Origin of the sequence: Streptomyces sp. MZ04, from assembly GCF_004684775.1 — a bacterium.
GTDB lineage: Bacteria > Actinomycetota > Actinomycetes > Streptomycetales > Streptomycetaceae > Streptomyces.
Map to the genome: position 1 here is coordinate 1 of NZ_SRIC01000252.1, position 11924 is coordinate 11924.

The 11924-nt window shown below is 68.2% G+C and carries 9 protein-coding genes and 1 riboswitch; of the genes, 4 read left to right on the plus strand and 5 right to left on the minus strand.

The annotated features are described in order from the left end of the window. The 3 genes from cydD to E2651_RS34095 form a co-directional block, all read right to left on the minus strand. Positions 1-1391: thiol reductant ABC exporter subunit CydD (gene cydD / locus E2651_RS34085; RefSeq protein ID WP_135335126.1), on the minus strand; the 1391-nt coding region annotated here is incomplete at its 3' end. A gap of 55 nt (positions 1392-1446) precedes the next feature. Then, entirely contained in the window at positions 1447-2451 is a 1005-nt protein-coding gene (gene cydB / locus E2651_RS34090) for a cytochrome d ubiquinol oxidase subunit II (protein ID WP_135335127.1), read from the minus strand. 15 nt (positions 2452-2466) lie between these two features. After that, complete coding sequence (locus tag E2651_RS34095) at positions 2467-4002, minus strand: cytochrome ubiquinol oxidase subunit I (protein ID WP_135335128.1); 1536 nt, start codon at positions 4000-4002, stop codon at positions 2467-2469. Positions 4003-4281: 279 nt separating this feature from the next. Between E2651_RS34095 and E2651_RS34100 the strand changes: the two genes are divergently transcribed. Beyond that, positions 4282-4656, plus strand: a complete 375-nt coding sequence (locus E2651_RS34100) for a cyclophilin-like fold protein (protein WP_135335129.1) — start codon at positions 4282-4284, stop codon at positions 4654-4656. A gap of 74 nt (positions 4657-4730) precedes the next feature. Here E2651_RS34100 and hisC read toward each other — a convergent pair whose 3' ends face one another. Then, positions 4731-5810 carry a histidinol-phosphate transaminase gene (gene hisC, locus E2651_RS34105; protein ID WP_135335130.1) on the minus strand — a complete coding sequence of 360 codons (1080 nt, stop codon included), beginning with the start codon at positions 5808-5810 and terminating at the stop codon, positions 4731-4733. Positions 5811-6205: 395 nt separating this feature from the next. Between hisC and E2651_RS34110 the strand changes: the two genes are divergently transcribed. The 3 genes from E2651_RS34110 (at position 6206) to E2651_RS34120 (ending at position 9734) form a co-directional block, all read left to right on the plus strand. Next, positions 6206-7327 carry a LacI family DNA-binding transcriptional regulator gene (locus tag E2651_RS34110; RefSeq protein ID WP_135335131.1) on the plus strand — a complete coding sequence of 374 codons (1122 nt, stop codon included), beginning with the start codon at positions 6206-6208 and terminating at the stop codon, positions 7325-7327. Between the two features lie 263 nt (positions 7328-7590). Next, positions 7591-8676: a metallophosphoesterase gene (locus tag E2651_RS34115; protein ID WP_135335132.1), complete on the plus strand. Its 1086-nt coding sequence runs from the start codon at positions 7591-7593 to the stop codon at positions 8674-8676. A gap of 182 nt (positions 8677-8858) precedes the next feature. Then, positions 8859-9734 carry a hypothetical protein gene (locus tag E2651_RS34120; protein ID WP_135335133.1) on the plus strand — a complete coding sequence of 292 codons (876 nt, stop codon included), beginning with the start codon at positions 8859-8861 and terminating at the stop codon, positions 9732-9734. An 87-nt stretch (positions 9735-9821) separates the two neighbouring features. On the opposite strand, the gene thiC is transcribed toward E2651_RS34120, so the two are convergent. Next, entirely contained in the window at positions 9822-11609 is a 1788-nt protein-coding gene (gene thiC, locus E2651_RS34125) for a phosphomethylpyrimidine synthase ThiC (RefSeq protein WP_135335134.1), read from the minus strand. Beyond that, a riboswitch (TPP riboswitch) is annotated at positions 11602-11746 on the minus strand. Its footprint overlaps the gene before it by 8 nt. Between the last annotated feature and the right edge of the window lie 178 nt (positions 11747-11924).

An 11924-nucleotide genomic window follows, 5' to 3' on the forward strand; every position in this document is an offset into this window, starting at 1 on the left:
GCGGACACGAACTCCCACGCCCCCCCGTCCCGCAATGCGCCCCTCAAGGAAGCATCGTCCGCGTCCGGCCGCGCGAGCCGTACGTTGTCCGCGATGGACCCGGCGTACAGATGCGGCCGCTGCGGCACCCAGGCGATCCGCTCACGCCACCGCTCGGGCGAGACGTCCGCGAGGTCGACGCCCCCGACGCGAACCCGTCCCTCGGCGGGCTCCACAAAGCCGAGGACGACATCGAGCAGCGTCGACTTGCCCACGCCACTCGGCCCGACCAGAGCCACCGTCTCGCCGGGCTCCACCGCGAACGACACCCCGGAGACCGCGTCCGACGCCCGCCCCGGATACCGGACCGTCACGCCCTCCACGCTCAGCGTCCCCGAAGGCGCCGCCGCATCGCCCGTGGCCCGTACCGGAGTCTCGAGGACCTCGAAGATCTCCTCGGCGGCAGCGAGCCCCTCCGCCGCCGCGTGGTACTGCGCACCGACCTGACGCAACGGCAGATAGGCCTCGGGCGCCAGAACGAGGATGACGAGCCCCACGTACAGATCCATGTCGCCATGGACGAGCCGCATCCCGATGGTCACCGCGACCAGCGCGACCGACAGCGTCGCGAGGAGTTCGAGCGCGAACGACGACAGGAAGGCGATGCGCAGCGTGCGCATCGTCGCCTGCCGGTACTCGCCCGTGATCTGCCGGATCGACTCGGCCTGCGCCTTGGCGCGCCCGAACACCTTCAGGGTCGGCAGGCCCGCCACGACGTCCAGGAAGTGCCCCGACAGACGGGAGAGGAGCCGCCACTGACGGTCCATCCGGTTCTGTGTCGCCCAGCCGATCAGGATCATGAAGACCGGGATCAGCGGCAGCGTCACGACGATGATCGCCGCCGACACCCAGTCCTCGGTGACGATCCTCGCGAGCACCGCCACCGGCACGACCACCGCGAGCCCCAACTGCGGCAGATAGCGCGAGAAGTAGTCGTCGAGCGCGTCGACGCCCCGCGTGGCCAACGAGACGAGCGAGCCCGTCCTTCCCCAAGCTCTTCGAGCAGGGGAGACCCCATGGCCGGTCAGCCACCCCGGGCCCAACTGCCCGGCCCGTTCAAGCAACCGCCCCCGCAGCTCCGACTTGACCGCCGCGCTCGCCCGGTGCGCCGCGAGTTCGGTCAGCCAGGAGACGAGGGCACGTCCAGCCGCGACCACCGCGAGCAGGACGAGCTCGGTCCCCAGGTCCCCCAGGGAGAACCCCTTCTGGAAGGCGCCCACGACGACCTCGGCGATGAGCATCGCCTGAGCCACGACCAGGCCCGCCCCGGCGACGCCGAGAACCACCACCGCGATCAGGAAGAACCGGGTGGCACGGGCGTACCGGAGCAGACGCGGGTCGATAGGTTTCACGTGAAACACACCTTCCGGGAAACCTTGGGACGTCAGAACCTTGGGACGTCAGAACCTAGTGAGCGGCGTCAGCGATGTGCTGCGTACCGATCCGCTTACGGAACACCCAGTACGTCCACGACTGGTAGAGCAGCACGATCGGCGTCGCGATCCCCGCGCACCAGGTCATGATCTTCAGGGTGTACGGGCTCGACGAGGCGTTGGTGACCGTGAGGTTCCACTCCTCGTTCAGCGACGACGGCATGACGTTCGGGAAGAGCGTCAGGAAGAGCATCGCGACGGACGCCGCGATCATGATCCCCGAGAGCGCGAACGACCAGCCCTCGCGCCCCACCTTGATCGCCCCGATGGCACCCACCAGCGCGACCACGGCCACGACCATCGCGACCAGGCTCTTGCCGTCGCCCTTGTCCACCTGCGTCCAGACCAGGAAGCCGAGCGCGAGCACGGCCGTGACAAGCCCCAGACCGAGCGCCATCTTCCGCGCCCGCACCCGGATGTCGCCGACCGTCTTGAGCGAGGCGAACACCGCACCGTGGAAGGTGAAGAGCGTCAGCGTGACGAGCCCGCCGAGGATCGCGTACGGGTTGAGCAGGTCCAAGAAGTTGCCCACGTACTCCTTGTGGGCGTCGATCTTCACGCCCCGCACGATGTTGCCGAAGGCGACACCCCACAGAACGGCGGGGACCAGCGAGGTCCAGAAGATCGCGTGCTCCCAGTTGCGCTGCCAGTTCTCCTCGGGCCGCTTGGCGCGGTACTCGAAGGCGACACCGCGCACGATCAGGCAGAGCAGAATGATCAGCAACGGCAGATAGAAGCCGGAGAAGAGCGTCGCGTACCACTCCGGGAAGGCGGCGAAGGTCGCGCCGCCCGCCGTGAGCAGCCACACCTCGTTGCCGTCCCAGACGGGACCGATGGTGTTGATCAGGACCCGCTTCTCGACCCGGTCACGGGCGAGCAGCTTGGTCAGGATGCCGATCCCGAAGTCGAAGCCCTCCAGGAAGAAGTAGCCGATCCACAGGACGGCGATCAGTACGAACCAGACGTCGTGGAGTTCCATGTCCGATCAGCTCCTTCAGTACGAGAAGGCCATGGGCCGGTCGGCGTCGTCGGCGTCGGAGTCCTTGCCGGACCCCGGGCCACCGATCTTGGTCGGCGGGTTGAGATCGGCCTCGGTCAGCTCGGGCGGCCCCTGCTTGATGTACTTGAGCAGCAGCTTCACCTCGATCACGGCCAGGATCGCGTAGATCGTCGTGAACACGATCAGCGAGGTGATCACCTCACCCTGCGAGACTCCCGGTGAGACCGCGTCCTCGGTGCGCAGCACTCCGTAGACCACCCAGGGCTGACGCCCCGTCTCGGTGAAGATCCAGCCCCAGGCGGTGCCGATGAGGGGGAAGATCAGCGTCCACTGGGAGAACAGCCACCACCACTTGCCGAGCTTCGGCGCCAGCTGCCTGTTCTTGGTCAGCATCAGCTTGGGGATGTCGTCCTCGCCGGTGCGGTGCTCCGGAGCGAGCCAGAACTTCTTCCGCGTGAGCCACAGGCCGGCGGTGCACAGGATCATCGAGACCCCGCCGAAGCCGATCATCCAGCGGTAGGACCAGTAGGCGGTGGGGATGTTGGGCCGGTAGTCGCCGGGCCCGAACTTGTCCTGCGACTCCTTGTTGAGGTCGTTGATGCCCGGGATCTCGGCGCTGAAGTTGTTCTTGGCGAGGAAGGACAGTATCCCGGGGACCTCGATGGCGACCGTGTTGTGGCCCTTGGCGACATCGCCGTACGCGAAGAGCGAGAACGGCGCCGGCTTCTCCGTCTCCCACAGGGCCTCGGCGGCCGACATCTTCATCGGCTGCTGCTCGTACATCACCTTGCCGAGGGTGTCGGCGCTGATGACGGTGAGCAGCGTGCCGACGAACGCGGTGACCAGGCCGAGCCGCAGCGACATCCGCATGGTGCGGGTGTGCTGCTTCTTGCGCAGGTGGAAGATGGCGATGCCGGTCATGAAGGCGCCGCCCACGAGGATGGCCGCCGAGATGACGTGGGCGAAGTTGACGAGCGTCGTCTCCTGGAAGAGCACCTTCGAGAAGTCGGTGAGCTCCGCCCGCTTGGTGCCGTCCCGCTCCACGATCTTGTAGCCGACCGGGTGCTGCATAAAGGCGTTCGCGGCGATGATGAAGTACGCCGACAGGACGGTCCCGACGGAGACGATCCAGATCGTGGCGCAGTGCAGCTTCTTGGGGAGCTTGTCCCAGCCGAAGATCCACAGGCCGATGAAGGTCGACTCGAAGAAGAACGCGATGAGGGCTTCGAAGGCGAGCGGGGCCCCGAAGATGTCACCGACGAAGCGCGAGTAGTCGGACCAGTTCATGCCGAACTGGAACTCCTGGACGATGCCGGTGACAACGCCCATCGCGATGTTGATCAGGAACAGCTTCCCCCAGAACTTGGTGGCCCTGAGGTAGTGCTCCTTGCCCGTGCGCACCCACGCGGTCTCGAGGATCGCCGTGAGGGCGGCGAGCGAGATCGTCAGCGGTACGAACAGAAAGTGGTAGACGGTGGTGATGCCGAACTGCCATCGCGCCAGCGTTTCCGGCGCCAGAGCCAGGTCCACGCGACTTCTCCTTACGTGCCGTGGTCAGATCGGCTTACATGCCCTGACCACATCGGCAGTTTGCCCTTTTAATCCCACTGATTCCGGGATGAACGAGACACGCTTGTGAACGCGTTCACATTCACAAGCAATTATGTCGTACTGCCTGTCGGCACCCGCAGGGGGGGTCCCTTACCGGGCGGTACACGGGGAGGTATCGACAGGAACGCGAAGAAAGGCCCCTGGGTGTGTTCCCCCGGGGCCTTCCCAACCGCTTCAACATATTGTTGAATCCGCGCCATGCAGATACGGATCTCCTGGCCCGCCGGCCACCTGACCGCGACCATCGAGGACACCCCGACCGCCAAGGCCCTGGGCAAGGTCCTGCCCCTCACCTCCACCGCCCAGACCTGGGGCGAGGAGGTCTACTTCGACACGGGCGTGAGCGTCCCGCTCGAGCACGGCGCCCGGCAGGTCGTCGAGCCGGGCACGGTCGCCTTCTGGACCGACGGCGACTCGCTGGCCCTCCCCTACGGACCCACCCCGATCTCGCGAGGCGACGAGTGCCGCCTCGCGAGCCCGTGCAATCTCCTCGGCCGGATCGACGGCGACCCCCGCCTGCTGGCCACCGTCCGCTCCGGCGATCCCATCCGCGTCGAGCTCACCACCGACTGACCAGGCGCTCACCGGGAAGTGCCGCGAGGTACCCCTCCGGGCGCACCGAACCGCACCGGCCTTCGCCGAAGCGCTCAGAGCTCCTTGCGGAACGCCTGTGCCGTCTGCAGGAAGACGTCGTTGGCCTCGGTCTCCCCGATCGTGGCCCGCGTCCCCTCGCCCGGGAACGGCCGCACCACCACACCGGCCTTCTCGCAGGCGGCCGCGAAGTCGGCCGTGCGCTCCCCGAGCCGCAGCCACACGAAGTTCGCCTGCGTCTCGGGCACCGTCCAGCCCTGCGCCCGCAGCGTCTCGACCACCCGCGTGCGCTCGGACACCAACGAGCCGACCCGGCCCATCAGTTCGTCCTCGGCCCGCAGCGAGGCCACCGCCGCGTCCTGCGCGACCTGGCTCACCCCGAAGGGCACCGCCGTCTTGCGCAGGGCGGCCGCCACCGGCTCATGGGCGATCGCGAAGCCGACACGGAGTCCGGCCAGGCCGTACGCCTTGGAGAACGTGCGCAGGACGGCGACGTTCGGGCGCTCGCGGTAGATCTCGATGCCGTTCGGCACCTCGACATCACGGATGAACTCGATGTACGCCTCGTCCAGGACGACAAGGACATCGCTCGGCACCCGGTCCAGGAACCGCTCGAGCTCGGCCCGGCGCACGACCGTGCCGGTCGGGTTGTTCGGGTTACAGACGAAGATCAGCCGCGTCCGGTCGGTGACGGCCTCGGCCATCGCGTCCAGATCGTGCACCTCATCCGCCGTCAGCGGCACCTTCACCGACGTCGCCCCGCTCACCTGCGCGATGATCGGGTACGCCTCGAAGGACCGCCAGGCGTAGATGACCTCGTCACCCGGGCCGCACGTGGCCTGAACCAGCTGCTGCGCGACGCCGACGGAACCGGTGCCCGTCGCCACATGCGACACCGGCACCCCGAAGCGGTCGGCGATCTCATTCATCAGGCCGGTGCACGCCATGTCCGGATACCGGTTGAAGGAACCGGCCGCGGCGAGCGCGCTCTCCATGACACCGGGGAGCGGCGGGTACGGATTCTCGTTCGAGGACAGCTTGTACGCCACCGGACCATCGGCCGCGGCGGGCTTGCCGGGCTTATAGGTGGGGATACCCTCCAGCTCGGCGCGCAGCCTCGGGCTCGTCTCGCTCACCACAGTCCTCCTCTTGAACACCTGAACACCAGAACACCCTGACTTCAATACTCCTCACCTTATGAGGATTCAGCCTCGCTGCGAATGGGTTGCGGGGCATCGACGTACAGGGGCGCACCGGGAAGAGGGAGAGGGGGGAGCGCTCCCCGCCGCGCCACGCGCCGGTGGCTCACTCCGTGGCGCGCATCACCCGTGAAGGTGAGTTGAGACCTCTTCGAAACATCGCTCATTTGGCAGGCCTGTGCGCAACGACAAGGGACCGACTCCCCCAGAACCCGCCAACTCCCTTGGTTTCCAAGGTCATTGACCAGGTTGCACCATGCAGAAACGTGCCTGTCAACGAGTGAATATGCGTCCGCACTACCCACCCCCATGAGCCCTACTATCGGCTCGCCATGACAGCAGCAGGGAACCACCAGGTGAGCCGAGCGGAAACCGCCCGCCGGGGCAACCGGCAGAGCCGAGCGGGCATCAGAGACGTCGCCGCCGCCGCCGGTGTCTCCATCACGACTGTCTCCGACGCCCTCAACGGCAAGGGGCGACTGCCCGACGCCACTCGACGCCATGTCCGCGAGGTCGCCGAACGGCTGGGCTATCGGCCCTCCGCGGCGGCCCGAACGCTCCGTACCGGCAAGTCGGGCCTCATCGGCCTGACCGTGACGACGTACGGGGATGAACCTTTCACCTTCACCGAATTCGCGTACTTCGCGGAGATGGCCAGAGCCGCGACCTCGGCCGCGCTGGCCCGCGGCTACGCCCTCGTCATCCTGCCCGCCACCTCCCGGCGCAGCCCGGTCGACGTGTGGTCGAACGTCGCGCTCGACGGCACCGTCGTCGTCGATCCGTCCGACCACGACCCGGTCGTCAGCGAGCTGGTGCGCCAGGGCCTCCCGGTGGTCTCCGACGGCCGCCCGGCCGGGTCTCTGCCGGTCACCGCCTGGGTCGACAACGACCACGAGGCGGCGGTCCTGGAGATCCTCGACCACCTCGCGGCGGCCGGCGCCCGGCGGATCGGCCTGCTCACCGGGACCACCACCGACACGTACACACACCTGTCCACGACCGCCTACCTGCGCTGGTGCGAGCGCGTAGGCCAGGACCCGGTGTACGAGTCCTACCCCGCCCACGACCCCTGTGCGGGCGCCGTCGCCGCCGACCGGCTGCTCGCCAGACCCGACCGCCCTGACGCCGTATACGGCCTCTTCGACCCGAACGGCACCGATCTCCTCGCGGCCGCCCGCCGGTACGGACTGCGCGTACCGGACGATCTGCTGCTCGTGTGCTGCAGCGAGTCGACCGTCTACGCCACCACCGAACCGCCCATCAGCACGCTCTCACTGAAACCGCGGCGCATCGGCACGGCCGTCGTCCAGCTGCTCATCGACGCCATCGAAGGGCTCGATTCGGGCCGCCCCGTCGAGCAGGTGATACCGACGGAGCTGATCGTGCGCACCTCGTCCGAGCGACGTCCACCGCGTACGACGGTCAGCCCACCCCGTTCGCCCGGACCCGGTTGACGGTGCCGGGCGGCGGGGAGAGACACCCTGTCGGCCCGCGCTGCCAGGCACCGATCAGCACAGCCCGGTCGTGTCCTACGGGGAAACCCCTACCCAATTCGGGAGAAAACCTCGGTGAACTGGGGTTCAGCACTGATTCACCACCCCTGGTGCACCACACAGCACGAGCCGCATTCCTATGATGGGCGGACGACACCGCGGGCCGCTGCGACCAGGCAGTCCGATCTCGGTGCAGATGCGGCGCAATGGTGGTGGAGGGGTCGATGACTCAGGGGGCCGGTCAGGGACCCGATGTGCGGACGGCGACGCTGCGCGACTTCCGCGTACCGGCGTACGTCCATGAGACCGGTCCGGTCGACGGAAGTACGGGGGAGGCGGCGGGTCCTGGCGACTCCGGGAAGCTTCCCGGGGTGCCGGACGACGGCTACACCCCCACCCAGCGCGACCTGCCCGTCATCAACCGCGGCGACACCGTGCACGTGGAGGTGCAGGCCATGCCCGAGCCTCCACAGGCGCCGTCCGGCGACGAGCACGGTCCGCTGTACGTGGTCGGTGACGTGCACGGCTATCTGGACGAGCTGCTCGCGGCGCTCCAGGAGCAGGGCCTCATCGACGCCGAGGGCGACTGGTCCGCGGGCAACGCGCGGCTGTGGTTCCTCGGCGACTTCACCGACCGCGGCCCCGACGGCATCGGCGTCATCGACCTCGTGATGCGCCTGTCCGCGCAGGCTGCGGCCGCCGGCGGCTACTGCAAGGCCCTGATGGGCAATCACGAGCTGCTGCTGCTCGGCGCCAAGCGGTTCGGCGACACCCCGGTCAACTCGGGCGCGGGCACCGCCACCTTCCAGGCCGCCTGGCTCCTGAACGGCGGCCAGAAGACCGACATGGAGCGCCTGGAGGACCATCACCTCCAGTGGATGGCCCGCCTGGACGCCATCGAGGCGGAGGACGGGCATCTCCTGATGCACTCCGACACCACCGCCTATCTGGATTACGGCGACTCGATCGAGGCCGTGAACGACACCGTCCGCGAGACACTCACGCGCAACGACGCGGACGAGTGCTGGGACCTCTTCCGGAAGTTCACCAAGCGCTTCGCCTTCCGCGACGAGTCGGGCCCCGCGGCCGTACGCGAACTCCTCGACATGTACGGCGGCCACCGCATCGTCCATGGCCACAGCCCCATCCCGTATCTGCTGGGCGATGTCGGCTCCGAGGACGACTCGGACGGGGGCGGTCCCGTCATCGAGGGACCGCACATCTACGCAGGCGGACTGGCCATCGCCATGGACGGCGGAGTGACCATGGCCGGAAAGCTGCTGGTCTGCCAACTCCCCCTGGATAGCTGAGCGTTCGCTGGGCAGGCGCTCCACTACAGGATCACGCTGGCCAGGGGGCCTATTTCTGGAAACCCCCTGTCACCGCGTGCCGTCACGGCTCTACCATCGGCTTATCCGTAGCAGGCTCCCCTCCGTTTCTGCCCGACGGCTCGTACCCATGCGAGCCACCAAGCCCTACGGAGCATCGGGGGATGCACATGAACAGCGCTCCACACCTGCTCAATGAGGACCGCCCCGAGTTCGCGCGGATCCTCGATGAGGCGCTGCGCACCGCACCGAACCGACCGGATCTCGCCGCAGTGGGACAGCGGCTCAATCCCGAGCAGCTGCGCACCATGGCATTGGACGCCTCTGCGCTGATCGCGGCCGCCGCCACGACCGAGTACACGCACTATGTGAAGGTCCGCGAGAAACTGCGCGAAAGCGGATCTGCCGCACCATCGACGCGGGAACGGAGCAGCCAGGGCGAGGCGGAAGCCGGCTCGGGCGGCCTGGGTCTCGCCACCACGATGGGGGAGGTCACCGCCGAGACGTCAGGGGCGGGGGCGATCGCCGTCGTCGCGGTGCTCGCACCCGTGCTCGCCGGGGCGGCCGCCGCGATCTTCCTGCTCGTGGGCTACATCCTGAAGATGCTCAACCCCGAGCCCGCCTTCGCGGACACCCTGCTCACCGCGGGATGGCTGTTCGGCGCGCTCACCGCAGGGGGCATCCTGGTCGCTGCGATCGGCCTGCTCCTGACCGCGCTGCGCAACGGCTCGACCTCGCTCCAGGCCGCCGCGCACGGCGAACGGAACGAGGAGGTGGCCCGCGCCAGGGAAGTCTGGGGCGAGGCACTCCTGGAGCGCGGCGTCCTGCCGTTCCTGCGGGAGGCGCTCGCGGATCCCGAGGCGGCGCACGTGGCCCGTACGCCGTCGGCGGACCCGAGCAGCCGCATGCCTCAACTGGGCTACCACCGGCCCGGGTTCAGCAGCCCGGACGGCGGTCCCTCCGCGGGGCCGCGGCCGAGCTACTCGAGCCCGGACTTCTCAAGCCCGGACTTCGGCGGGCCCGACCACAAGCCGGAGTAGCGCGGCCGCGAGCGAGCACGGCTGTGGGTCCCCCAACGACTGTTGGGAGACCCACAGATTCGCGCTGCCCAGAACCTCGTAGGTAGTTCAGTCGGCGATCGGCAGATAGACCCGGTTGCCCGCCGCGGCGAACTCCTTGGACTTCTGCTCCATGCCCGCCTCGATCTCGTCCTGCGCCAGGTCACCGCCGTGCTGGCGGCGGATGTCTTGAGAGATCTTCATGCTGCAGAACTTCGGCCCGCACATCGAGCAGAAGTGCGCCGTCTTCGCGGGCTCGGCCGGCAGCGTCTCGTCGTGGAACTCCCGTGCGGTGACCGGGTCCAGGGCCAGGTTGAACTGGTCCTCCCAGCGGAACTCGAAGCGCGCGTCCGAGAGCGCGTCGTCCCAGTCCTGCGCGCCCGGGTGCCCCTTGGCGAGGTCCGCCGCGTGCGCCGCGATCTTGTACGTGATGACGCCCGTCTTCACGTCGTCCCTGTTCGGCAGGCCCAGGTGCTCCTTGGGCGTGACGTAGCAGAGCATCGCGGTGCCCCACCAGCCGATCATCGCGGCGCCGATGCCGGAGGTGATGTGGTCGTAGGCAGGCGCGATGTCCGTGGTGAGCGGGCCGAGCGTGTAGAACGGCGCCTCCTCGCAGATCTCCTGCTGGAGGTCGATGTTCTCCTTGATCTTGTGCATCGGGACGTGACCGGGGCCCTCGATCATCGTCTGTACGTTGTGACGCTTGGCGATCGTGTTGAGTTCCCCGAGAGTCCTCAACTCGGCGAACTGCGCCTCGTCGTTGGCGTCCGCGATCGAACCGGGCCGCAGGCCGTCACCGAGCGAGTACGTCACGTCGTACGCCGCGAGGATCTCGCAGAGCTCCTCGAAGTGCTCGTAGAGGAAGCTCTCCTTGTGGTGAGCCAGGCACCAGGCGGCCATGATCGAGCCACCTCGCGAGACGATGCCGGTCTTGCGGCGCGCGGTGAGCGGGACATACGGCAGGCGCACGCCCGCGTGCACCGTCATGTAGTCCACGCCTTGCTCGGCCTGCTCGATGACCGTGTCCTTGTAGATCTCCCAGGTCAGCGCCTCGGCCTGGCCGTCGACCTTCTCCAGGGCCTGGTAGAGCGGCACGGTGCCGATGGGGACGGGGGAGTTGCGCAGGACCCACTCGCGGGTGGTGTGGATGTTGCGGCCGGTGGAGAGGTCCATGACCGTGTCGGCGCCCCACTTGGTGGCCCAGGTCATCTTGTCCACCTCCTCCTCGATGGAGGAGGTGACCGCGGAGTTGCCGATGTTGGCGTTCACCTTCACCAGGAACTTCTTGCCGATGATCATCGGCTCGATCTCCGGGTGGTTGACGTTGGCCGGGATCACCGCGCGGCCCGCGGCGACCTCTGCCCGTACGACCTCGGGGTCGATGTTCTCCCGGATCCCGATGAACTCCATCTCGGGCGTGATCTCGCCGCGCCGGGCGTACGCGAGCTGCGTGACCGCCTGGCCCTGACGGCCGCGGCGCGGCTGGCGGGGACGGCCGGGGAAGACCGCGTCGAGGTTCTTCAGCCCGCCGCGGGGCGAGGTGTGCTTGATGCCGTCGTCCTCGGGACGGGGCGGGCGGCCCACGTACTCCTCGGTGTCACCGCGGGCGATGATCCAGTTCTCCCGGAGGGGTGCGAGACCCCTGCGGACGTCGGTGTCGATGGACTCGTCGGTGTACGGCCCGGAGGTGTCGTACAGGGTCACGGCCTTGCCGTTGGTGAGGTGCACTTGGCGGACCGGTACGCGTAGATCGGGGCGTGAGCCCTCGACGTACGCCTTGTGCCAGCCGATGGACTTCCCGGCCTCGTCGCTCTGGTTCTGCGTCGAGGCAGGCGTGCGTGCGTCCGATGTGGTCATGAGACCTACTCCCTACGCCGGCATTACCCGGTAACAGGTTCGGCGGTCGACGCAGCGGATTCCGTACGGCTCGTGCCGATTCGTACGGACTTCAGCGCCCTCTCAGCCCGGTGCTCCGAGCTCCCGCGTTTGCAAAGGTGCCCCCACGCTAGCGTCATATCGGGCGCGCTGAACAGAGGGCCCCCTGCGTTCTTGCGATGATCGGGCCGTGACCACCACAGAGCCGCCGCCCCGCCCGCCGTCCGAGCCGCCGTCGCAGCCGCGCTTCTCGAACCCGCCCGGGGACGAGCCCGGGGACGAGCCCGGGGGCGGGGG